This window comes from Gilliamella sp. B3801 (assembly GCF_026536645.1).
Lineage (GTDB): Bacteria > Pseudomonadota > Gammaproteobacteria > Enterobacterales > Orbaceae > Gilliamella > Gilliamella apicola_I.
Window position 1 is genome coordinate 89,571 of the sequence record NZ_JAFNNR010000002.1, and the last position, 22,730, is coordinate 112,300.

Here is a 22,730-nt window from a genome sequence, read left to right on the forward strand (position 1 = left end):
GAAACAGTCGGCGAAAAGGATTAGATATTAAACGTTGAAAAATCACTCGCAATTTCCGTATTAGCAAATATGCTTCTTGCTTCATTAAGTAATTTATCATTATCTTTAAGACTATATCTTGGGCTGATATGGGTCATGATAAGTTGCTTGGCATTGGCATATTTAGCAATCGTTGCTGCATGAACAGTGGTAGAATGCCCTCGTTCTAAGGCTTTTTCTTCCAAAGCATGCTCTTGAGTCGCCTCATGCACCATTAAATCAACATCTTTGGCTAGCGCAATCGAGGCTTGACATGGCTCCGTGTCACCAAAAATTGCCAATTTTCGACCTTGCCTTACCGATCCTAAATAATCATTACCATGAATAACACGGCCGTCTTCTAAGGTAACAGTTTTACCGGCTTTCAAAAGTGCATAGTGTGCGCCAATTTCGATATTATCTTGTTTTAATTTATCGATATCTAAACTAGCTGGTAAATCCTTTTCAATAATACGATAGCCAAAGCAAGGAACGCGATGCTGCAACAATGTTGCTTCGACTTTGAACTTTTCATCTTCGAAAACCGTACAGTCTTCTTCAAGCTCAATGATATTAAGTGGATAACTTAACCAAGAGTGACTAATTGCGATAACCGTTTCAATAAATTGCTTCACTCCTTTAGGTGCAATTAAGGTTAAAGCGGATTGATTTTGCATTAAAGAACGCGTGGTTAATACCCCTGGTAGCCCAAACAGATGATCACCATGTAAATGTGTTAAAAAAATCATTTCAAGTTTTGCAAGACTAAATTTAACTTTTTGCATTTGCATTTGAGTGGCTTCACCACAATCAAACAACCACAATTTGCCACGTTCTTGCAAAAGATCGAGCATAATACTACTCACATTACGCTCAGCTGTTGGGCAACCAGCACTGGTGCCTAAAAAAGTCAATTTCATAAAACTTAGATATTTTTACGCTCGATTGTTTGTTCACCCCAAAACAATCTATCTGCTTTTGTTTTAGAAAAGGCAAGTGGCAATACTTCATCACTACCTTCTGACCAAATTTGTTCAGCAAGCTTTTCATCATTATGCGCTAACTCAAAAATGGCTTCTGCAATTTCTAGAGATGTTTCACGAATTTTTGCCCAAGAACGAAGGTCATGTATTTCTTTTTTGGTTTGATTCATTTTTATACCCCTTTTTTGCAAGATTAGGTGTAAAATACCCTCAATTTACATAAATTACAATAGGTGTATCACTTTATGCTAACGATAATTTCTCCTGCCAAGACCCTCGATTTTCAAAGTCCGCTTATCACGAAAACACACACACTACCTAAATTTATTAAAGATTCTGAGATACTTATTAAAGAGTGTAAAAAATTATCCGCCGACGATTTAGCTAAATTGATGTCAATTAGTCCAAAATTGGCTGAAGTAAATTATGAACGATTTCAACATTGGCATAAAGAATTTAATCTTGAAAATGCCAGACAAGCAATTCTTGCTTTTAAAGGTGATGTGTATGAAGGGCTTCATGTCGACGATTTTTCAGAAGAAGATTTAAAATTTGCTCAATCTCATTTACGGATCTTATCCGGACTTTATGGTCTACTCAACCCCCTTGACCTTATTCAACCCTATCGTTTAGAAATGGGGATACGCCTAAAAAACGGTCATAACAATAATTTATATCAATTTTGGGGAGATAAATTAACCGACCAGTTAAATAATGAGTTTCATAAAACTGCAAATCCAACGTTAATCAATTTAGCCTCGAATGAGTATTTTAAAGCCATTAAACCAAAACAATTAAAAGCGACGATTATCCAACCTATTTTTTTAGATGAAAGTAAAGGTGAATTCAAGGTAATTAGTTTTTATGCCAAAAAAGCACGAGGATTAATGAGTCGTTACATTATCAAAAATAACCTCAATCAACCTGATGATATAAAAAGCTTTAACCTTGAAGGCTATCAATTTGATCCAAAACAATCGACGCAGTTAGAATGGTATTTTATTCGTAAACATCAATAAATAGTAATTATCATATGGCTTTTTTTTCGACGTTAGGACAACAATTTGTCGCAACATTACCGCTATTTATTCTTATTTTATTAGGCTATATAGCGGTTAAATTAGGTCGCTGGCAAAAAACGGTGACCGACAGTTTAACCAAATTCACCTTTTATATCGCTTTTCCGATTATGCTCTTTCAAATTATGAGCCATTTTTCCGAGCATTCTGAAATCGATATGAAACTATTATTCGTTTTCTTCGGTAGCTCATTTATTGTTTTTGCTTTAGGTTGCTTAATCGCCTATAAATGTTTTCACCTAAATGGTTCTGAAAGTACGATGTTTGCTATGGGGGGAATCTATACCAACACAGTATTTGTTGGTATCCCAATCATAAAAATGCTACTGGGTGACAGTGCAATTCCAATTGTTGCGATTATTGTCATCTTTAATGCACTTATTTTATGGACGCTAGCAACCGTATCGATCGAATTTGTACAAATGGGAAAACTTTCCAGCAAAGGATTTATTAAAGCATTCAAAAATGTCACCAAAAACCCTATAATTATAGGGATTTTTGCTGGTATTGCGGTTAATTATACGGGTATCACATTACCTAAATTCATTCAACAATCTACAAAAATGGTCAGTGACATGACAGCACCTTTATCACTTATTGTATTAGGCATGGGGCTGGCCGAATATCAAATCCGGAACAAATTACACATTACCGCAACAATCTGTATGATAAAACTGGCAATACTACCTATTGTTACATTTGTGACAGGAAAACTGTTAGGATTACCCGTATTGGAATTACAAGTTATTGTATTATTAAGCTCAGTATCGATTGCGATTAACTGTTATATGATGGCAAGACAATTTGAGGTATTACAAGGCCCTATTGCATCAAGTTTACTCATATCAACAGCATTATCATCCATAACAACACCGTTGATATTATCCATCATGTTACAATTTGGCTTAACATAATGTTATTTAATTTATTTTGGGGAGTGGCGTTTTATTTTGTGATGAAGTATTAAAGCAAACACAATCACCGCACTTCCAATTGAAAATCGAATCCAGTCAATGGATTGATGCCAAACTACGACATTAACCAAGATGCCTGTTGGAATAACTACGTTATTCATAATCGCTAATGTTCCTGAGTCCACTTTAGTCGCGCCATAGTTCCATAAAAAATAACACAAACCAGAGGCAATCACACCAAGCCAAATAATGATACCCCACTGTAAGTTGGTTGTAGGTAATTTTGAATAATCACCAAACAATAACCAGCCAAGACTAGCAACAAGCACAGCCCCTAAATAGACCCATGCAAAAGCTTGATGTTGGGGCAATGGATAAAGTTCCATAATTCGTTTATACCCAACCTGCCCTAAAGCAAACACAACATTTGCGCCCTGAATTAATAAAAATCCAATAATAAAATCACGACTAATATGATCATAGCGAATAATAGCTGCACCAATAACGGCAATAATAGCCGTTAACAGATAACTATATCGAAGACGATGACCTTGCAATATGTCATAAATAATCGTGACATAAATAGGCGTTGATATGGTAAAAAGAAGGACTTCAGGTACTGAAATATACTGAAAGGAATTATAATAAAAAAAGTACATAATCCCCAATTGACAGGCTCCAACGCCCATTAACAGAATCATCTGTTTAAAGCGGATACCACGAAATCGAAAAAAAGGAATAAAAGTAATAAAAGCTAACAAAACACGCATCACAACAGCAAACCAAGAGTCAACTTGTCCACTGAGATAAACAGCAATAAGACTGAATGAAAATGACCAAACAATCGTGACAAAAATAAGATAAAACATAAATCACAAATAACCAATTAAATTTAAATTGCACGCATCGTACCAATTCATCATTAACTTGTAAACGATTTATTACAATAATTGGTGACAAATAACGTTTATGATCTAAATTATTCAATCATTCTACACGACAACATTACTTAATAACCTGTATACAAATAATTAGTACCTTTCATCGAAAACTGCCGTAGCAAAATCCATTCCACAAGTAAAAAGTCTAATGGAAAATAAAATTTTGAATTTTACACCCAATAATCGTAGATATATTGAACTTAATTCATATATTAAAGGAACATAAACATGACTAAATTCAAATCATTCTGTAATGACTCAAGATGTTTCTAAATTGTTGTACAAAAATTTTTCAATATAAAGAATAGTGATTAAACAAAGAAAGGTTTGTTACCCTATTCCGCTATAAAGATACAGTCCGGTGACAGTTGAAGGCAAAATTCAATCTATCCAAGAAGATTATAAATGGATGACACTATGAAATTATTAAAGATTGTAATCATAATATTACTAGTAATTAAATGTTTTACCAAAATTCTTATTTGTCAGGATGATCCTACCGTTTTTATGGTGTTGAAGAAGCCGAATGGTTATTATACTTATCCTCTCCGTTATACTTATCTTGAAGCAAATTACCATAAAGGGTTACCGATTGGAATTTGGAAATTTTATAAATTAGATTACCAAGAGAAGCCAGATGGATCTGCTGATCTATCTTCTGCTAAAAAAGGCAAACTTTTGTACACAGAAACCTATAAAGACGGTGAGCTTATCGAACGCAAATTTGTGGATAAAGAAATTGATGAATTGAATTAAATATTGTGTAGTAAACAAACAATTATTATGCTTATCACCCTCATAAATATTAACGGTGGTAAGTTAACAATAAATAAAAAAATAAACATAACAACTTAATATTTTTAGTTGTTATACTGTTGTCAATATAGGAAAGAAACACCCTGATGCTAGAAATAATGTAGGAGTTCTTTGGGGAAAAAATCAAACGAAATATAAAGTTTTAATCAAGCTTGATTATATTACACACCCTAAAGATGCAAAAAGTATTTACGACAATATGGACTTAGTAACATAGCAACTTGCTCAAGGGTTGGAAATCAACATTAATAAACATTTTTAAGAATAAAATGAAAAAATTACTAATAGTGTCTATTTTTTTTGTTGGCATTTTGGCATGTGTTCAACGCATTGAAGAAAAAAAGATTTCAGAAGCCACTCCTTCAAATTCAGTACGAATTAAAGAATCCAATACTCCGGAGGGTTTTCTACGGTATGAATATTATATCAATGGCAATAAAGCAGCGGATTATATAAAAACTTACTATACTAAAGGCGGTCAATTAGAATCTGTGTATTATATGTCATCATATAAACCAGACGGCATTTCTGCTCAAGGATTTTACCCAAATGGAAAACTAAAATTCATCCGCTATGTAAGAGATGAAGTTAAAAAAGGAGATGTATTATATGTTATTTATTATCCTAATGGACAAATAAATCTTATAGAAACAATAGTTACTGACTCTTTAGAATTACCCAAACTCACTACTATGTACTTTGAAAATGGCGTTAAGCAAGGTGAAGGGTTTATGGATATGTATAATGCTACCACAATACCTGTAGGATTATGGAAAACATACGATGAAAAAGGCGATTTAATCGAAACCACCTATTATCATCCCGATGAATTCGGCAAAGACTATAAAATCGTAACTCAATATAAGAATGGAAAAGTTGTTTCAAAGAAAATTTACAATTTTGATGATTTATATGAGACTGAGTTAAAAGAGCTTTTAACCATACCGAAATAATAAATAATTGAAAAATAGAAAATTTTGATTGAAATAAAAATGCGACTATTTACCAAATTACTTTTGAATATGGATTCAGATCTAACTATGCGACAAGTTTGGCAGAGTTTGCTGGTGTAAGCTCAGGTGTTCAAAATCATTATGATCATGAACATTAAGGATTTAATATAGATTTTATACATACTACTATTCAATTAGGAAAATAATGAAAACGATAGCTATACTTTTACTCATTAGCTTTTTGACTTCTTGTGGTTATGCGGATAAAGAGGAAAAAACAAACATAAACTATAGCAAAGTCATTGCGTTAGACCATGATCCTGTTTTAATTCAATTAGGCAATAAAAAATTAACATAAAAAGGATTAAACCAAGAAGATTTTTCACTGGTACAAAAAGGGAAGACGCTTTTTATCATTAAAAAGCTGTATCTGGGTATAGATGATCTGCAAATTGAATTTATAGATAATAAGGATCAAGATTTTCTATTAACTGGTGCAATAGAATATGGGGTTTCTCAAGACTTAATTGATGGTATACGAACTGTTGAATTTTTACCATTTTCTTTTAAAGAAGATATACAGTCGCATAACAATAAAGGGAAATTTATTTTATTAACTGCGATTAAAACCACACCACAGCCAGAAGCCATTTGCCAAGAAAAATATTTTGATGAGATCCGAAAAGAGTCTTATTTGGTTCAAAAACAGTTCTATCAAAATGAAATAATTGATAACCCAGAAAAATATAAGGATTGTTGCCCTGAATATATTGAATATGCAACACAATTTTTATCTAAAAAAGAGCGTGATTTTCACTCATTACAAAGCCTGTTTGTTGAATTTACCTATAAAAAAATAACGTTAAACATAGGTAATGGCTATCATATCGTCTTTTATAATATCAATAATTTTGTTCCTGATTAAAAATGAGTGATTATGCGGATTGTATTAATTTAACTAAATAACAAAATAGAGATAAAATACAAACCGCATATAATAATCATTTATCTATTTCTAATTTTCGAGAAATCTCTAATATCTATGTACGCAAAAAAGGCAAACTTTTGTACACAGAAACCTATAAAGACGGTGAGCTTGTCGAACGCAAATTTGTGGATAAAGAAATCGATGAATTGAAGTAACGATAGTGTATGAAACAACCGGTAATTTTACTTATCACCTTATTAGTAAGAACGGTGGTAAGCAAACCAATATAAATGAGTAAATAAAAAAAATAATCATTCAAAACTAATCTTTATTGATTGATAAATTTGATATTAAAAGATGTAAAAAGAAAAATAAACTTTCTTGCTCAACTCTATATAGAAAAACCCAATTTAGAAGTACCTTCGAAGATCAAACAAAAGTCCTACAAATTATAAAGATGAAATAGATTTCTCCAAGGATTTATTTCATTTGTTTAACTCAGCAGGATAAGTATTCTACAATTTATATAAAACAAACATTAAAGGTGATGGATAAAGGTTTAACAGATTCAGATGTTGAATCTGTTACCAAACAAATTAATGGTGGACTTAATAATATTGAATAAAGAAAAAAATACCAAATGGATCGAAGAATTTATAAAATATGATAAACAATGTTTTAATCGATAAGATAGATAACGTGATGAAAAATAAAATAAGTTACTTTTTTATTATAGTATTGCTATGTAGTTGTAGTAATAAACAATTAAATCAAGAAAATGTGGAAGTTAGTTTCTTTAATGAAAAAAAGAATATACATGAAACGGCTAAAGCAATGTCACCCATTATAGAAAATAATTTCGAAAGTACTTATATTTTGGATACTTTTGATATTTTTTCTCATAAAATAATTTTGCAATCCGACGTTTTTTTAAATTTCCAGAATAGCTATGAAAGAGTTTTTGAAATCTCTTTAATAAATAAATTGGATTATGTCATTGTCGAAATACAAAACACAATAGGCGTAAGCGCTTATCAATTATTTATTCGAGAACGAAATAACAAATTAGAAATCTTCAAACAAACGGGTTGGGATCGTATCCTTTTTACATTTGAAATAGCAAAAGATGATTATGATTCTGCAAATGCAAGCTTGATCTGCTTAAGTCAAAAAATAAAACCAATAAATGGCATCATAAAAATCCCTGATGATTTAGATTTGGCCAATGAAAATACAAAAGACTGCTTTGCTTGCCCACAACAATATACTACTGAAGAGTGTTTACAAAAAAAACAATCGGGTGAAAAATTTGTCTGGAAAGAATAAGAGGAAAGAGATATCACATATTTCTAATCCATGTAATGAATTAAATGAGAAACACATCATCAAAACAACCACGTGAATGTTGACTTGATAATGTTGTTCTTATTCATTGCTATGCTTTTAAGTCTGAAAATATTTTACTTAAAAGCTAAACTAGCAAAAAAATAATAGTCACGTTTTCTTTTTGGCATAGTCTAATACTTTTTGAAAAACGCCTTTCATATTTTGAACTTGAAGGAAGATTTCTTTTGAAAGTTCTGTTCCGTTTAGTTTTGCGTTGGAATATTTTGCAGCATTATCAATATAACTTTTCGCTGTTTTATCCGTTACTCCTCCCTAACAACATAAATTTTCTGCTTACTATTTCTTTACTGGGTAATAATCTAGTCCTTTTATATTATTATTTTTTAAAAGTTGATATAGCTTTTGCGATACAAAGACTTCTTTATAATTGGCATGACCGGAACCAAAATTTTCTTGAGATACAAAAAAATCAAAATTTCCAGGATGATTTTCAAAAGACGGAAAAAATCCTTTATTGTTTAAATGAAACCTAGTCATTTCCCACTCTGGGATATGTGTTTTCTCATCTATATTATTATCATTTATATTTAATTTAGATGAGGATATTCCTTGTGGTAACAATTGAACTACTGTAACTAGAGGTTTTTGATTACCATACCCAATTACACTTTTGCTTTGTATATTTAGTGGTTTAAATATATTTTCATAAATTGAAGGTGTAGTAAAAAATGTATCTTCAAGCCAATATATTGTTCCTATACCTTTTTTATTCCATTTAGGTTCGCTTAATAATGAGATACTTCCAATTTGCTTTCCTCTAATAATTCCAAAATTTTCACTTCTTTTTGTTATTTCAAATACGTTCTTTAAATAAGGAAAAACATTAAAAGGAAATTTTTCCAATTCATCATTTCCATCTAAGTCTTCTGGTTGAGGATATCCCAATATTTTACTAGACTCAATTGATAAATAATCGGCATTAATTCTTTCGTTTTCTGAAAATTCTGTTTTGACAACAGAAACATAGTATTTATAGTTGCTTCCGAATATGGATTGAAGTTGCTCGTTCATTTCGTCATTTTCATAGAATGTAAAAGCATCACATCCCACATCGACATAAATATTTATATTTTTTAATTGAGAAACTTCTTTTAAGGAAAAATTTTTAAAAAATCGATATTTTATTTTCATATTGATTAAATCCATGTATCAATTTTTTTAAACTTTTTCTATTATCCTTTCATAGGATAATAATTTAAACCTTTAATATTGTTAATTTTTAATATGTTATAAAGTTTTTTTGAAATTATTGTATTTCTTTGAGTTAATCCTCCTGTACCAAAATACTCATGCGTATAAAAAAAATCAAATTCACCGGGTGAAGAATCAAAAGATGGATAATAAGAATCATTTCTTAATACATATTTATCAATATCCCAATTTACAATATGTATTTTTTCTTTGATTTGAGTTTTATTAATAATTAAATGAGATTTACTAATCCCTTGTTGAACTATTTGTACAACATTTTCTAATTTTGTTTGAGTTTTATAATTGATAACTGGCAAAGATTTAATATTTAACGGTCTAAATATTTTTTCAAAAACTTCGGGTTTTACAAAAAAAGCATCTTCAATGTTATTATTTCCTCTCCAATTAGGTTCATTTTCTAAAGAATAATAGCCGATTTGATTTCCTCTTAATATTCCAAATTGTTTGTCAGTATTAATTATTTCAAAGACACCTTTGTAATAAGGGTATATATCAAATGGATATTCGTATTCATCTACAATAGATTCATCATCTGGTTTTGCATATCCCAACATTTTATTTGCATATATATTTAAATACGGGGCTAATGATATATCTTTTTCTGAAAAATAACCTTTCTTTTGAGCAACATTATCCCAATCCTTATTCAACATATTTTTTATTGGTTCAAAATTTTGATTATTTTCCTCGATTTCAAATGAATCCCACCCTTCTCCTACATTAATTCATAATATTTCTAATTTACTTTGTTCTTCTTTATTAAAATTTTTAACAATTCTATATTTTATCTTCATAGTTCTAAACTTTTTAATTTTCTGGTTAATTTTTATATAATTCTCTTGCGAAATTTCCAACTTCTTTAAATGATGGCTTAATAATACCATAAGGAAATTTCTTCCTCCATGCACTAGTGAATGTTTGGTGTTCTTCTTTTGTTGATAGAATAGAAAGCATTTATCTATTTTTTAGGAGGTTTAAAGATATTTGCAAATCTTTTTTCAAAAAGAAAGTAATATTGACGCTTTAAAAATAGCGCTTGATTATTATCATTGGGAATTAAAACACTATCAATTTGAAAAAAGACCAGTTTGGCAGGAGTATCAAGCCATTGCCGATAAAATAGCCCCTAAAACAGTGAAAGTTGTTTAGATAGAAAACTTTCCAGATATATTACCAAGGGATGAAAAAAATATGTTCATATTTTATCTAACTCAATTAGATAATAAATGGTATTTAACAATTCTAGATTTTTATACTATGGATTGCAGTGCGTAAAATGCGGGATAATAAAAAAATATATTCACAAAAATTGTTATTATTCAGCGTAATTGATAGTTAAATATCCACATTAAATGAAAAATAAACAATTCAATATTACCTGAAATAAGGTATACTCTTGCCATAAGATGTGATAAATGCAACGGAAAGATTGATGAAATATTTATTATATATAACATTACTTATTTTTAGCCTTTCGTGTGTGGCTACAACTATAAAACCAGTCCCTATTGCGAATAAACTAAAAATTACCGATCAAATAGAATTAATCTTCTTGACTTATAATGAAGAATTCAATCTTTATTCAGATCCAAGATTAATTAAAAATGGGGTTACATCTAAAATCAAAGGATATGATGATGATGACCAATATACCGGTATTGACTCAATAAATATTAAAATATCTGAAAATAAACATTATGTTAAAATGGATGCGATTATCAAAGGTTATGTTGAAATATCAGACAATGAGCGATGGCTACACGAAAACTATCAATGTGTCATTATCGATATCAAAAAATCAAAAGTTGTCTGGTCTGGGGTGCAAAAGTGTGACGGAGAGTGGAAAAATAATCAATGGATAAGTCATGAACAAGTCGAATTTAATGGCAAATAAAGTTTAAGTTCGAAAGAAGATAAACAGCTAAAAAACATGGAAAATTTAAAAGATGAGTAATTTCAAAAAAAATTTATATTTACTAGTCGCAATAGTATTCATTTCATGTTCATGTAATTCAAGTTTGGCTGACGAAAATAAACGCGATTTTAGTCAAACTTTATCCAATGACAAAGCCTTATGTCAAAAACCGATAAAAGAATACTTTCCAAATGGAACATTAAAATTATCAGGTTGCCAAGGGATTTATAATGGAACAGGAATCCAAGTTGGATTATGGAACAAATATAATGAAAAAGGCGAATTGATCGAAACGGCGTATTACCACCCCGACGAGTTTGGAAAAGACTATAAAATTATTACGCAATATGAAAAAAATAAAATCATCTCGAAAAAAATATACAACTTTGATGATTTGTACGAAGTTGAGTTAAAAGAACTTTCAACTATACCTAAATAATAATTCAATGCTTGGATATTAGTCCAATCAATAGATTAATCTTAATATAAAAGCATGATAAAAAATAACAATGTAGATTGGAAATAATGAATAAAATTTTAATACTAATAACAAGCCTATTAATAACCTTCTCGTGCCAAGCACAAGATGAGATAACCAATATGACTAAGTCATGTCATGATTTAAAATTTCGAAATCTCATTTATTACCAAATGTGTTTAGATTGGCATTTAAGTGCAAACGATATTCTAGAGATTACGCAAAATAAGCACGAAGAATATTTACCCGATGATGTTAATTTTGAACATTATTATGGTTTTACCCCTGATGGTATCTATATTAAAGCTGAATTAACCAAAAATAATAAACTTTATGATATCCTGTTAGGTTCGCAATCATGGTTTTTACTTACCGATAAGCACACTGAACAATCACAACTATATTCTTACCGAGATCCTAAACATTCCCGATACTTTCTAGGGGACTTTGTCACCGAAGCATTAGTCGAACAACATCCTGAGTTAGAAGAACGATACAAACAACATTATCAATCAGCAATTAATACTATTTTGCAATATCAACCAACGACCTTAAAAGATTTTAATGGTCATTATAGTTCGACTTATTTAACACTTACTATTCATGATACTAAGATTAAACTTAATACGCTTGATTACGATTTACCGTTATACCTAAAAAACGACGTCAGTCTTTGCGCCTATCAAGGATTAGCAAAAGAACAAACCCAAGGCAATTTTATCTTTAACCTGTTTATTAAGGATAAAAGATATTATTTTCAATCATCTAACTTTATGGATAATAAGATCATTGAAGTTCATAATTATCCTACAGCCCTTATAGACTCACTTCAATACTATTAGGATCCTCAAAAGGTTTAAACTATGGCATAATGTGCGTTAAATCACATTTTTTAACTTTAACTTATAAGGTATTAAAAGCATCAAGTTAAAGCGTTAATCATTTAGAGAGTATAGATCAGTGTTAAGTACAAATAACATCACCATGCAATTTGGTAGTAAACCGCTATTTGAAAATATTTCGGTTAAATTTGGGAACGGCAACCGTTATGGGCTTATTGGCGCCAATGGTAGCGGTAAGTCAACATTTATGAAGATCATTGGTGGCGATTTGGTGCCAACTTCGGGTAATGTGGCGTTAGATCCTCATGAAAGATTAGGTAAATTACGTCAAGATCAGTTCGCTTTTGAATCCTTTACCGTGTTAGATACGGTGATTATGGGGCATACGGAGTTGTGGGAAATCAAGCAAGAACGTGATCGCATCTATTCTTTACCGGAAATGAGTGAAGAAGATGGTTTTAAAGTGGCTGATTTAGAAACCCAATACGCCGAAATGGATGGTTATAGTGCCGAGTCTCGTGCTGGCGAACTATTGCTAGGGGTCGGCATTCCCATTGAACAGCATTATGGTCTAATGAGTGAAATTGCCCCTGGTTGGAAGCTACGAGTGTTATTAGCCCAAGCGCTCTTTTCGAATCCCGATATTTTATTACTGGACGAGCCAACCAATAACTTAGATATTGATACCATCCGTTGGTTAGAAGATACACTTAATGAGCGTGAAAGTACCATGATTATTATTTCGCATGATCGCCATTTTTTAAATATGGTTTGTACCCATATGGCAGATCTTGATTATGGTGAATTGCGTATTTATCCGGGTAATTACGATGATTATATGACGGCATCAACACAAGCCCGAGAGCGTTTATTAGCGGATAACGCTAAGAAGAAAGCGCAAATCAGTGAACTGCAATCTTTTGTCAGTCGTTTTAGTGCCAATGCGTCGAAGTCTAAACAAGCGACATCTCGAGCCAGACAGATTGAGAAAATTAAACTAGAGGAAGTGAAAGCATCTAGCCGTCAAAATCCATTTATACGCTTTGAGCAAGATAAAAAATTGTTCCGTAATGCCTTGGTCGTTGAGAATTTAACCAAAGGCTTTGATAATGGCCCTTTATTTAAAAATCTTAATTTAATGGTTGAAGTCGGCGAGAAGGTCGCCATTTTAGGTACCAATGGGATTGGTAAAACCACTTTAATTAAAACCTCAATGGGAGAACTAACCCCTGAACAAGGCGAGATTAAATGGTCAGAAAATGCCAATATCGGTTATTATGCTCAAGATCATGAATACGAATTTGATGAAGAATTAACCGTGTTCGACTGGATGAGCCAATGGAAGCAACCTACTGATGATGAACAAGCTGTACGAAGTGTTTTAGGTCGCTTATTATTTTCGCAAGATGATATTAAGAAGAAGGTTAAAGTGCTGTCGGGTGGTGAAAAAGGACGGATGTTATTTGGTAAATTGATGATGCAAAAACCGAATATCATTGTCATGGACGAACCGACAAACCATTTAGATATGGAATCGATCGAGTCGCTCAATATGGCGCTTGAACTTTATCAAGGTACCCTATTCTTTGTTTCGCATGACCGTGAGTTTGTCAGTTCGTTAGCGACTCGTATTGTCGAAATTACACCTGAAAAAGTGATTGATTATACCGGTAATTATGAAGATTATTTACATAGTCAAGGAATCGAATAATTAGTTAAATGAATTGCAAACAAATAGCCACAATTGTGGCTATTGAATAATTAAGCTAACTTAATCAAATATGGTTTAAAATCGATTAGAAATCTAATTCATCCCACCAAATATCAATTAACGGGCTGACTTTAATATTTTTTAAACCATGACTTTCAAGCCATTTTGTCACAATGTCACGATGCGCTTCGGTACAATTGCCGAGTTTTTGAGTACAGACAATGCCTTTCCAATTTAGATACCCACTGCCTTCATATGCTAGGCCATTTGGTTGGATAGCTTCGAGAATGAATTGATCAACAATGTTATCTAAGGTTTCTTCACTTGTTCCTTCGTCAAAAGACCAACTGACAGTAAAACCTAATTCTTTAAACTCTTCAATATGTAATTTTTTGCGTAAACGTCGACTGCGATTTACCATGATAATATCCTTCTATTTTAATGAGTATGACTCTGTTTGTTATTTGTGTTAGCGTATTTTTTTGTTCGGTTAACACCACCACGCTTATTGGGTTGATTAGACCGATTTTGCGTGTTGTAATCGTTTTTCGATAGCCGTTTTTTAGGTGAAGATTTTGTTTTCGGCTCAGCTTTAATGGTTGGGTCAACGGCAAAACCATCGGTATGGATTTCGGGTATTGGTTTTTTGATTAACTTTTCAATGGCTTTTAATTGTGGCAGTTCGTCAATACAGACTAACGAAATCGCCTGCCCTTGATTTTGCGCTCGCCCTGTTCGACCAATTCGATGCACGTAATCTTCAGCAACCTGCGGTAAGTCATAATTAACCACATAAGGCAATAGTTCAATATCCAATCCTCTGGCTGCAATGTCGGTGGCGACTAGTGCCCGAATTTGTCCGGTTTTAAAATCGGCTAAGGCTTTGGTGCGGGCGCCTTGGCTTTTGTTACCATGAATAGCTGAAGCTTTAATTCCGTCTTTAGTGAGTTGCTCAGCTAAATGGTTAGCGCCGTACTTAGTGCGAGTAAAAATTAGTACTTGTTGCCACTGATTTTTACCAATTAAGTACGATAGTAATTCCCGTTTACGACGTTTATCTACTCGATGAACATATTGGGTAATTTGTGTTGATGTACTGTTGGTTCTGGCGACAGCAACCGTTTCAGGGGAATGTAAAATCGTTTCCGCTAGTGTTTTTATCTCATCTGAAAACGTTGCTGAAAACATTAAATTTTGACGTTTTTTAGGTAATTTTGCAATCACTCGCCGTATATCATGAATAAAACCCATATCTAACATGCGATCGGCTTCGTCTAAAATCAGCACTTTAACCGTTGCAAGATCAACAGCATTTTGGTGGACTAAATCGAGTAACCGTCCGGGTGTAGCGATCAGAATATCCACACCACCACGCAACTTCATCATTTGAGGATTAATGCTTACGCCACCAAAAACAACTAATGAACGAATTGCTAAATGACGGCTGTAATCACGAATGTTTTCACCAATTTGCGCAGCAAGTTCACGAGTTGGCGCTAAAATTAACGCATAAAGGGGGCGTTTCTTCTTTTTTGTTTCGGGGCGATTTGCCGTTTTGGCTTGTTGTTCAATCAGCTTTTGCAAAATTGGCAAACCAAAACCTGCGGTTTTACCAGTGCCCGTTTGTGCACTTGCCATAAGATCTTTTCCCGATAAGATTACCGGAATGGCTTGCTGTTGAATGGGGGTAGGCTGAGTGTAGTGTTGTTCTTGTAGTGCTTTTAAAATCTTGGCATCTAAACCAAGAGAGTCAAATGACATGAAATGTTTCCTAAATAAACAAAAATTAAATTTTCGTTAGTTATTATAAAGCAATTCTATTACTTTTGTTTGATTATTTATTATCCCTGTTAATCAGATTGCGATGAAATCGTTCTGTTAAGATTTGTTTTAACAAAATTTCGTAAGTTTTTTGCTAAAAAATAGACTAGATGATATTTATTATCATTTGCATCTGTGCTACTATTCTTGCGCTAAAAATCGTTGTATTTACAACATTTTTGACACTATTTCCATCAATGATTTTTTTTTAAAAACTTTTGCATAACGGATTGCCCATGATAGTACATTTCAACCGCACAAAAAAATGGTTAATGGTTTTCGCATTAGCCTCAGCTAGCCTTAATTGTTTCGCTAAAGATGATATCACTTTTGCTAACTTTCGCGATATTCGTGATCTTAACCCTCACCTCTATTCTGGTGAGATGTGGGCTCAAAATATGCTGTATGAGTCATTAGTCCATTATAACGAAGATGGCTCTTTTTCACCTTGGCTTGCGGAAAGCTGGACAATCAGTAATGAAGGAAAAACCTATACGTTCAAACTTCGACAAGATGTGACATTTAGCGACGGTACTAAATTCGATGCGCATAGCGCTAAATTAAATTGGGATGCCGTACTTTCAAATAAAGATCGTCATACTTGGCTTGAAATGGTGCGTTTAATTACCGATATTAAAGCGCTTGATGATTATACCCTACAAGTCAATCTGTCTGAACCTTACTATCCATTTTTGATTGAGATTGCCGTCACCCGCCCTATGCGTTTTATATCGCCTAATGCCATGAAAAATGGTGAAACCAAAAATGGCGTTAATTCTTATATTGGTACGGGGCCTTATGTGTTAAGTGAACATAAGAAAGATCAGTATGCTATTTTTACAGCCAATCCCACTTATTGGGGAAATAAACCACAACTCAAAACCGTTACAATGAAGGTGATTGCGGATAATCAAAGCCGTTTGATGGCACTTGAAAAAGGTGAAATCGATCTGATTTATGGCAAAAATATGGTAGATGCCGATTCTTTCGAGCGTCTTTCGAAAATGGATAAGTTTCAGACATTGATGTCTAAACCTGTTTCAAGCCGTATCGTGTTGATGAACACGACCCGCCCTGCATTAAGTGATGTTAATGTGCGTCAGGCAATTGAGCATATTATTAATAAAAATGATATTTCAGAAGGAATTTTTAATCACAGTGAAGCACCGGCTGATACCCTAATGGCGACCAATATCCCTTATGCCAATATTGGATTAAAACCTTATCAATACGATACTAAATTAGCACAACAACTTTTGGATAAAGCAGGTTGGACAAAAGCCAACGGTCAACAATACCGCCAAAAAGACGGCAAACCGTTCGAAATCACCCTGTATTATGATAGTAATACTGCTTCACAAAAAACCATCGCCCAATATATGCAAGATGAATTTGAACAAGTTGGATTAAAACTGAATATTCATGGTGAAGAAGAACAAGGCTATCGTGACCGCCAAAAAGCGGGTAATTTTGATATGGTATTCGATATTTCTTGGGGTACGCCTTATGATCCGCAATCCTTTTTATCCGGTATGAAATTACCAGTATATGGGGATTATATGGCTCAACAAGGCTTAAAAGAAAAGCCTCAAATTGATGCCAGCATTAGCAAAGCATTGATTTCAACAGACGAGCAAGAACGCCAAGCCCTATATCGTTATGTGCTTGAGACATTGCATAAACAAGCGGTCTATATTCCTTTAACTTATGAACGCAATCGAGCTATTGCTATTAAATCTCTTAAAGGCATTGAGTTTGCTCCATCACAATTTGATATTCCTTTTGAGAAAATGTACTATTAATTGCGTTATAGTTAGTTAGTCATAATGTTACATTATATTTTTAAACGTTTATTGATGATGATACCGATTTTGATCGGTATCTCGTTCATTGCTTTTTTGCTGATCAACCTTGCCCCTTCTGATCCTGCTGAAGTTGCTTTACGCTTAAATGAGATTATGCCAACGCCTGTAGCCATCGAAAGTATGCGCCAAGAGCTGGGGTTAAATGAGCCCTTTTGGTCTCGATATTTTAGTTGGTTATATCATGCTTTTCATCTGGATTTTGGACGTTCATTCGTTCATCGGGATCGATTAGTTTGGGATGAAATGATTCGTTGTTTAACCCCAACTTTACTTTTGGCAGTGTCATCATTTGTTCTTACTTTATTCGTTAGCTTAGTGCTAGGCGTGTTATGTGCTATTTTTGCTAACTCAGTCTTCGATCATATTGTTCGAATCATCATTTTTATTGGTACCGCCATGCCTAGTTATTGGCTTGGTTTGCTGTGTATTTGGTTTTTTGCTAATTATTTAGATCTGTTACCAACCAATGGTTATGGCACATGGCAAAATCTTATTTTACCGACAATAACTTTATCTTTTGTTTATATTGCTACTTATATTCGCTTTATTCGTAATAATATGCTGGAAAATATGCAGAATTACTTTGTATTTTATGCACGTAGTCGAGGATTAAAGGAACGGGCGATAATTTTAAAACATGTCTTAGTTAATTCATTACATACCACCATTACCGCACTGGGTATGACAATTCCACAATTGATTGCCGGTTCGTTTGTTGTGGAATATATTTTTTCATGGCCGGGACTTGGGCGCTTATGTATAGCTGCTATCATGAATCGGGACTATCCTGTTATTCAAGCTTATATTTTAGTTATGGCTATTTTATTTGTCGTGTGTAATTTTATTGTTGATGTGGTGCATCAATGGCTGGATCCTCGATTACAAAATAGTGGGGATTTAGCATGAGTGTTGTAAAGCAATTATTGAAAAATAAAATGGCATTATGCTGTTTGATAATCATTTCCATCATCATTCTTTTGGGTATTTTTGCGCCCTATATTGCCCCATTTGATCCAAATAAAGTTCGTATTGTCCGCAAATATGCCAGTATCTCAGCTGAACATTGGCTAGGCTGTGATCATTTAGGTCGGGATATCTTTTCTCGTTTACTTTATGGAATCCGTTCGACCCTCTTTTTATCCTTATTAACCATGACAATTACCATTATCGTCGGTTCAATCATCGGGCTAATTTCAGGTTACAAACGAGGCAAACTTGATGAAGTTATTATGCGCCTTTGCGATATTATGCTCTCCTTCCCTAGTCAAGTCATGATTTTAGCGATTGTCGGAGTGCTGGGTGTGGGGATTGAAAACGTGATTATTGCTAATATCGTGGTGAAATGGGCATGGTACAGCCGAATGATCCGCAGTTCAGTGATTAAATACAGTCGAAAAAATTATATTTTATTTTCACGTGCCATTGGTGCACCACACAGCTTTATTATTCGCCGTCATTTGTTACCTAATATTATGTCGGAATTGGTGGTGTTAGCCACGCTCGATACAGGCTGGGTCATTTTGAATATTTCGGCGCTCTCTTTTATTGGATTGGGCGTGCAAGCACCGACTGCCGAATGGGGATTAATGCTTAGTGAAGCCAAGAATGTAATGATTCAACATCCAATGCAAATGGTCTATCCGGGGATAGCTATTTTAGTCGTCGTGGCGGCTTTTAATCTATTAGGTGACTGTTTGCGAGATATTTTAGATCCGAAGGAAAAAACACATGTGTAACCCCCTGTTAGAGGTTAAAAATCTCACGGTTAACCTTGATAATGGTCAAACGTTATTGGATAACATTTCGTTTAATGTTGAACATCACCAATGTGTAGGCATTGTCGGCGAAAGTGGTAGTGGTAAAAGTTTAACCAGTAAAGCGATCATGGGGTTATTAGAACCCTATTTTAAAGTCGAAGGTCAAATTCTTTTTAATCCTAGACAACCCCAGTTGAATCGACAAGTGAAAGGCAATCTTTTAACACAGTCTGCTGACACACTGCGTCAGATTCGGGGTAACACTATCGCGATCATTTTACAGCATCCAATGAGTGCTTTCGATCCGCTTTATCGTATCGGCAAACAAGTCATCGAAACATTACAAGCACACCTTCCCTTAAGCAAAAAAGATGCCGTTGCCAAAACACTAACTATGATTAAAGAAATCGGTTTAACTGATCCCAAACAGATTTATAATAAGTATCCTCATCAATTGAGTGGTGGAATGTTACAAAGAATCATGATCGGTATTGCATTAATGCTAAAACCCGAATTGATCATTGCTGATGAGCCGACAACCGCTTTAGATTCGATTAGTCAGTTCCATATTTTGAAAATGTTTAAACAAATCAAGCAGCAATCAACTACCGCCATGATCTTTATTTCACACGATTTAGGCGTGATACATCATATTGCCGATCATATTGTTGTCATGCAACAAGGTAAAATTGTTGAACAAGGCTGTCGAGATCAAATCTTTTATCATGCTGAAAATGATTACACCCGTTATCTAATCAGCGCGCGCAAACAGTTGTTAGCTAAATTTGATTCGGTGGTTTATCCTAAAATGTTTATTCCGACGTTGGAGAGTGCTTAAATGTCTGCATTATTGAAAGTTGAACAGGTAAGCAAATCCTTTTTACAACCTCATCAAGGTCTGTTTAGTCGCAAGAAGAACAAGGTCATTAATGATGTTTCTTTCTCGTTAAAACAGGGCGAATGTCTGGGTATTATTGGTGAAAGTGGCAGTGGCAAAAGCACACTTGGAAAGCTTATTTTAGGTTTAGAAAAACCCGATACGGGTAAGATCCTATTTAACGGGCAAGATATTGCGAAACGAGCATGGAAATGCTCATCACAGCGACGTAATATTAGCGCTGTATTTCAAGATTATAATGCCTCGGTGAATCCTTATTTTACGGCTGCTAATATTATTGCTGAACCCCTTGATATTTACGAAAAGTTATCATCGACAGCACGAAAAAAACGAATAGATCAATTATTGGAACAAGTTGGATTAGATCATTCATTCTGTCAGCGGTTTGCTCATGAAATGAGTGGCGGTCAATTGCAACGAATTTGCATAGCCAGAGCGATTGCCTGTCATCCGCAATTTATTTTGTTTGATGAAGCAGTCAGTTCATTAGATATTTCTGTTCAAACGCAGATTTTATCGTTATTGGCTGATTTACAAAAACAGTTAAATTTAACAAGTATTTTTATTACTCATGATTTAACCACGATTACGTATTTGTGTAATCGAGTGATGTTTTTTTATCAAGGAAGAATTGTAGAACAGGTTGACGATATTGCCCAATTGAGTAATGTCCGTCATGATTATTCCAAACAACTTCTTGACTCTATATTAGGTTTTTAATCTATGACAACACAATCCGCCGTTAATAAACGTTATCGTTTTAACGATTATTTAGCATTGGTTATCCCTTTTATTATTTCAACTATCACAACCCCATTATTGGGCGTGGTTGATACTGCGTTGGTCGGTCATCTACCCAATCCTGCTTTTATTGCAGGCATTGCCGTTGGTGCGGTGATCTTTAATACCATTTATTGGTTATTTGGTTTTTTACGTGTGAGTACCACCGGATTTGCGGCACAAGCATTAGATGATCCCCTATTACTGCGTTCTTCGTTAATTCGCCCCCTGTTTATTGCGATTGTTTTAGGCATTTTATTTATTGTTTTTCAGCAATTTATTTTTGGTGCTTCAATGCAAATCATCAAACCTAATGAAGAAGTTAGGCATTATGCAGATATCTATTTTTCGATCCTAATTTGGGGAGCCCCGTTTGTACTGATTAACTATGTGCTGGTTGGTTGGTTAATGGGGATGTCCAAAATAAAAGCTGTGCTGTTTTTGCAAGTGTTGATTAATTTACTCAATATTATTATGGCGGTCATTTTTGTTTGGGGCTTTCATTGGGATATTCAAGGCGTGGCATTTGCAACACTCAGTGCGCAAGTGATTTGTACGTTGTTAGGGATCGGGTTTATTGGTCGCTATTTACCCCAATCACAACAAAAAACGGATTTGAAATCGATTCTATCGTGGCAGTCATTAAAAGGGGTAATTTTAGTTAATACTAATTTAATGATTCGAACTATTTGCCTGCTAGTTGTAACGAATCATTTTATTTCAATTGGTTCAAGTTTTAGTACTGAAGTATTGGCGGCTAATGCGGTACTGTTTCAAATCCATTACTTAATGGCGTATTTATTTGATGGTTTTGCTAATGCGTCAAGTGTCTTTAGTGGTAAAGCTAAAGGCACGCAAAATATGGCGTTATACCAACAAACCTTGCGTTGGTCACTGCAAGCGTGTGTGATTTGTCCGGTAATATTAATTGCAATCTGGTTTGCTTTTGACACCACGATAATCCGATTATTAACCAATCAAAATGACATCATTAATCTTTGTCTACAATACCATTATTGGTTAGTTATTTTTCCGGTTGTGGTTGCTGGCGGATTGATCTATTACGGGGTGTTTTCGGGCATCAGTTATACATCTTCTATTCGTGATTCTATGATCCTTGCCCTTTTACTTTGGTTAATCGCTCAATCTATTTTTGTACCAATATGGGGCAATAACGGTTTGTGGTTTTCCTATATTTTATTTAGTTTAGGACGCACACTCTTTTTAGTGATTTGGATTAATCGATCGAAACAATATCTTATGCGTTGATTTAACTAAACCAGCAGTAAATAGATTTCATTCTGTTTACTGTTCGATCTAGAATTTTGTAAATTGTTTTACTTTTTGCAATCAAATTTCTATTTCAATTCAACTCTTATATAATCATCTGTAATGTGAGTCAAAACAGGAAT

General features: G+C 33.6%; 25 protein-coding genes. 18 read left to right on the top strand and 7 right to left on the bottom strand.

Features of this window, described 5'->3' with window-relative positions; translation table 11 throughout:
• Positions 1-20 precede the first annotated feature (20 nt).
• Both rnz and J3U14_RS01790 read right to left on the bottom strand, forming a co-directional pair.
• Positions 21-938, bottom strand: coding sequence for a ribonuclease Z (gene rnz / locus J3U14_RS01785; protein ID WP_267350893.1), 918 nt, complete (start codon positions 936-938; stop codon positions 21-23).
• A 5-nt stretch (positions 939-943) separates the two neighbouring features.
• A complete protein-coding gene (locus tag J3U14_RS01790) occupies positions 944-1,171 on the bottom strand; it encodes a YccJ family protein (protein WP_220217224.1) in 228 nt (75 codons plus the stop codon).
• A gap of 75 nt (positions 1,172-1,246) precedes the next feature.
• On the opposite strand from J3U14_RS01790, the gene yaaA reads away from it, so the two are divergent.
• Both yaaA and J3U14_RS01800 read left to right on the top strand, forming a co-directional pair.
• Positions 1,247-2,020: a peroxide stress protein YaaA gene (yaaA, locus tag J3U14_RS01795; protein WP_267350891.1), complete on the top strand. Its 774-nt coding sequence runs from the start codon at positions 1,247-1,249 to the stop codon at positions 2,018-2,020.
• A gap of 14 nt (positions 2,021-2,034) precedes the next feature.
• Positions 2,035-2,994 carry an AEC family transporter gene (locus J3U14_RS01800; RefSeq protein WP_267350889.1) on the top strand — a complete coding sequence of 320 codons (960 nt, stop codon included), beginning with the start codon at positions 2,035-2,037 and terminating at the stop codon, positions 2,992-2,994.
• An 11-nt stretch (positions 2,995-3,005) separates the two neighbouring features.
• On the opposite strand, the gene J3U14_RS01805 is transcribed toward J3U14_RS01800, so the two are convergent.
• Positions 3,006-3,863: a carboxylate/amino acid/amine transporter gene (locus J3U14_RS01805; protein ID WP_267350887.1), complete on the bottom strand. Its 858-nt coding sequence runs from the start codon at positions 3,861-3,863 to the stop codon at positions 3,006-3,008.
• Between the two features lie 489 nt (positions 3,864-4,352).
• Between J3U14_RS01805 and J3U14_RS01810 the strand changes: the two genes are divergently transcribed.
• The 5 genes from J3U14_RS01810 to J3U14_RS01830 all read left to right on the top strand — a co-directional run bounded on the left by J3U14_RS01810 (position 4,353) and on the right by J3U14_RS01830 (position 7,958).
• Positions 4,353-4,691 (top strand): hypothetical protein, encoded by a 339-nt coding sequence (locus J3U14_RS01810; RefSeq protein WP_267350886.1) that lies wholly within the window; start codon positions 4,353-4,355, stop codon positions 4,689-4,691.
• A 329-nt stretch (positions 4,692-5,020) separates the two neighbouring features.
• Positions 5,021-5,704: a toxin-antitoxin system YwqK family antitoxin gene (locus tag J3U14_RS01815; RefSeq protein WP_267350884.1), complete on the top strand. Its 684-nt coding sequence runs from the start codon at positions 5,021-5,023 to the stop codon at positions 5,702-5,704.
• A 205-nt stretch (positions 5,705-5,909) separates the two neighbouring features.
• Positions 5,910-6,062: a hypothetical protein gene (locus J3U14_RS01820; protein ID WP_267350882.1), complete on the top strand. Its 153-nt coding sequence runs from the start codon at positions 5,910-5,912 to the stop codon at positions 6,060-6,062.
• A gap of 336 nt (positions 6,063-6,398) precedes the next feature.
• Positions 6,399-6,629: a hypothetical protein gene (locus J3U14_RS01825; RefSeq protein WP_267350881.1), complete on the top strand. Its 231-nt coding sequence runs from the start codon at positions 6,399-6,401 to the stop codon at positions 6,627-6,629.
• Positions 6,630-7,334: 705 nt separating this feature from the next.
• The gene (locus J3U14_RS01830; protein WP_267350880.1) at positions 7,335-7,958 is read left to right on the top strand and encodes a hypothetical protein; all 624 of its coding nucleotides are present in this window, start codon (positions 7,335-7,337) and stop codon (positions 7,956-7,958) included.
• 357 nt (positions 7,959-8,315) lie between these two features.
• Here J3U14_RS01830 and J3U14_RS01835 read toward each other — a convergent pair whose 3' ends face one another.
• Both J3U14_RS01835 and J3U14_RS01840 read right to left on the bottom strand, forming a co-directional pair.
• Positions 8,316-9,170, bottom strand: coding sequence for a hypothetical protein (locus tag J3U14_RS01835; protein WP_267350879.1), 855 nt, complete (start codon positions 9,168-9,170; stop codon positions 8,316-8,318).
• 41 nt (positions 9,171-9,211) lie between these two features.
• Positions 9,212-9,904 (bottom strand): hypothetical protein, encoded by a 693-nt coding sequence (locus tag J3U14_RS01840; protein ID WP_267350878.1) that lies wholly within the window; start codon positions 9,902-9,904, stop codon positions 9,212-9,214.
• A gap of 331 nt (positions 9,905-10,235) precedes the next feature.
• Between J3U14_RS01840 and J3U14_RS01845 the strand changes: the two genes are divergently transcribed.
• From J3U14_RS01845 to J3U14_RS01865, 5 genes are all read left to right on the top strand, one after another.
• The gene (locus tag J3U14_RS01845; RefSeq protein ID WP_267350877.1) at positions 10,236-10,400 is read left to right on the top strand and encodes a hypothetical protein; all 165 of its coding nucleotides are present in this window, start codon (positions 10,236-10,238) and stop codon (positions 10,398-10,400) included.
• 331 nt (positions 10,401-10,731) lie between these two features.
• Complete coding sequence (locus J3U14_RS01850) at positions 10,732-11,145, top strand: hypothetical protein (protein WP_267369549.1); 414 nt, start codon at positions 10,732-10,734, stop codon at positions 11,143-11,145.
• Between the two features lie 52 nt (positions 11,146-11,197).
• On the top strand, positions 11,198-11,605 hold the full coding sequence (locus J3U14_RS01855; protein ID WP_267350875.1) for a hypothetical protein: 408 nt from the start codon (positions 11,198-11,200) through the stop codon (positions 11,603-11,605).
• Positions 11,606-11,766: 161 nt separating this feature from the next.
• Positions 11,767-12,486 (top strand): hypothetical protein, encoded by a 720-nt coding sequence (locus J3U14_RS01860; RefSeq protein ID WP_267350874.1) that lies wholly within the window; start codon positions 11,767-11,769, stop codon positions 12,484-12,486.
• Between the two features lie 118 nt (positions 12,487-12,604).
• The gene (locus tag J3U14_RS01865; protein WP_267350873.1) at positions 12,605-14,197 is read left to right on the top strand and encodes an ABC-F family ATPase; all 1,593 of its coding nucleotides are present in this window, start codon (positions 12,605-12,607) and stop codon (positions 14,195-14,197) included.
• Positions 14,198-14,282: 85 nt separating this feature from the next.
• On the opposite strand, the gene J3U14_RS01870 is transcribed toward J3U14_RS01865, so the two are convergent.
• The gene (locus J3U14_RS01870; protein ID WP_267351012.1) at positions 14,283-14,621 is read right to left on the bottom strand and encodes a YggL family protein; all 339 of its coding nucleotides are present in this window, start codon (positions 14,619-14,621) and stop codon (positions 14,283-14,285) included.
• Between the two features lie 14 nt (positions 14,622-14,635).
• Positions 14,636-15,958, bottom strand: coding sequence for a DEAD/DEAH box helicase (locus J3U14_RS01875; protein ID WP_267350872.1), 1,323 nt, complete (start codon positions 15,956-15,958; stop codon positions 14,636-14,638).
• A 296-nt stretch (positions 15,959-16,254) separates the two neighbouring features.
• On the opposite strand from J3U14_RS01875, the gene nikA reads away from it, so the two are divergent.
• Genes nikA through J3U14_RS01905 form a run of 6 tightly spaced genes read left to right on the top strand, consistent with a single transcriptional unit; the run spans position 16,255 to position 22,587 of the window.
• A complete protein-coding gene (gene nikA, locus J3U14_RS01880; RefSeq protein WP_267350871.1) occupies positions 16,255-17,820 on the top strand; it encodes a nickel ABC transporter substrate-binding protein in 1,566 nt (521 codons plus the stop codon).
• A 24-nt stretch (positions 17,821-17,844) separates the two neighbouring features.
• Complete coding sequence (gene opp1B, locus J3U14_RS01885; RefSeq protein WP_267350870.1) at positions 17,845-18,789, top strand: nickel/cobalt ABC transporter permease; 945 nt, start codon at positions 17,845-17,847, stop codon at positions 18,787-18,789.
• On the top strand, positions 18,786-19,619 hold the full coding sequence (gene opp1C / locus J3U14_RS01890; protein WP_267350869.1) for a nickel/cobalt ABC transporter permease: 834 nt from the start codon (positions 18,786-18,788) through the stop codon (positions 19,617-19,619). The genes opp1B and opp1C overlap by 4 nt, the downstream gene beginning before the upstream one ends.
• A complete protein-coding gene (locus J3U14_RS01895; RefSeq protein WP_267350868.1) occupies positions 19,612-20,478 on the top strand; it encodes an ABC transporter ATP-binding protein in 867 nt (288 codons plus the stop codon). The genes opp1C and J3U14_RS01895 overlap by 8 nt, the downstream gene beginning before the upstream one ends.
• On the top strand, positions 20,479-21,258 hold the full coding sequence (locus tag J3U14_RS01900; protein WP_267350867.1) for an ABC transporter ATP-binding protein: 780 nt from the start codon (positions 20,479-20,481) through the stop codon (positions 21,256-21,258). It abuts the gene before it with no gap.
• A 3-nt stretch (positions 21,259-21,261) separates the two neighbouring features.
• Positions 21,262-22,587: an MATE family efflux transporter gene (locus tag J3U14_RS01905; protein ID WP_220217251.1), complete on the top strand. Its 1,326-nt coding sequence runs from the start codon at positions 21,262-21,264 to the stop codon at positions 22,585-22,587.
• Positions 22,588-22,730 lie beyond the last annotated feature (143 nt).

What these genes read in the sequence shown, in the direction of transcription:
- J3U14_RS01835 (WP_267350879.1), bottom strand. Translation starts at nt 9,170, where the DNA reads ATGAAAATAAAATATCGATTTTTTAAAAATTTTTCCTTAAAAGAAGTT.
- J3U14_RS01805 (WP_267350887.1), bottom strand. Translation starts at nt 3,863, where the DNA reads ATGTTTTATCTTATTTTTGTCACGATTGTTTGGTCATTTTCATTCAGT.
- J3U14_RS01800 (WP_267350889.1), top strand. Translation starts at nt 2,035, where the DNA reads ATGGCTTTTTTTTCGACGTTAGGACAACAATTTGTCGCAACATTACCG.
- nikA (WP_267350871.1), top strand. Translation starts at nt 16,255, where the DNA reads ATGATAGTACATTTCAACCGCACAAAAAAATGGTTAATGGTTTTCGCA.
- opp1C (WP_267350869.1), top strand. Translation starts at nt 18,786, where the DNA reads ATGAGTGTTGTAAAGCAATTATTGAAAAATAAAATGGCATTATGCTGT.
- J3U14_RS01905 (WP_220217251.1), top strand. Translation starts at nt 21,262, where the DNA reads ATGACAACACAATCCGCCGTTAATAAACGTTATCGTTTTAACGATTAT.
- J3U14_RS01820 (WP_267350882.1), top strand. Translation starts at nt 5,910, where the DNA reads ATGAAAACGATAGCTATACTTTTACTCATTAGCTTTTTGACTTCTTGT.
- J3U14_RS01900 (WP_267350867.1), top strand. Translation starts at nt 20,479, where the DNA reads ATGTCTGCATTATTGAAAGTTGAACAGGTAAGCAAATCCTTTTTACAA.
- J3U14_RS01830 (WP_267350880.1), top strand. Translation starts at nt 7,335, where the DNA reads ATGAAAAATAAAATAAGTTACTTTTTTATTATAGTATTGCTATGTAGT.
- J3U14_RS01860 (WP_267350874.1), top strand. Translation starts at nt 11,767, where the DNA reads ATGACTAAGTCATGTCATGATTTAAAATTTCGAAATCTCATTTATTAC.
- J3U14_RS01875 (WP_267350872.1), bottom strand. Translation starts at nt 15,958, where the DNA reads ATGTCATTTGACTCTCTTGGTTTAGATGCCAAGATTTTAAAAGCACTA.
- J3U14_RS01840 (WP_267350878.1), bottom strand. Translation starts at nt 9,904, where the DNA reads ATGTTGAATAAGGATTGGGATAATGTTGCTCAAAAGAAAGGTTATTTT.
- opp1B (WP_267350870.1), top strand. Translation starts at nt 17,845, where the DNA reads ATGTTACATTATATTTTTAAACGTTTATTGATGATGATACCGATTTTG.
- J3U14_RS01815 (WP_267350884.1), top strand. Translation starts at nt 5,021, where the DNA reads ATGAAAAAATTACTAATAGTGTCTATTTTTTTTGTTGGCATTTTGGCA.
- J3U14_RS01810 (WP_267350886.1), top strand. Translation starts at nt 4,353, where the DNA reads ATGAAATTATTAAAGATTGTAATCATAATATTACTAGTAATTAAATGT.
- J3U14_RS01895 (WP_267350868.1), top strand. Translation starts at nt 19,612, where the DNA reads ATGTGTAACCCCCTGTTAGAGGTTAAAAATCTCACGGTTAACCTTGAT.
- yaaA (WP_267350891.1), top strand. Translation starts at nt 1,247, where the DNA reads ATGCTAACGATAATTTCTCCTGCCAAGACCCTCGATTTTCAAAGTCCG.
- J3U14_RS01855 (WP_267350875.1), top strand. Translation starts at nt 11,198, where the DNA reads ATGAGTAATTTCAAAAAAAATTTATATTTACTAGTCGCAATAGTATTC.
- J3U14_RS01790 (WP_220217224.1), bottom strand. Translation starts at nt 1,171, where the DNA reads ATGAATCAAACCAAAAAAGAAATACATGACCTTCGTTCTTGGGCAAAA.
- rnz (WP_267350893.1), bottom strand. Translation starts at nt 938, where the DNA reads ATGAAATTGACTTTTTTAGGCACCAGTGCTGGTTGCCCAACAGCTGAG.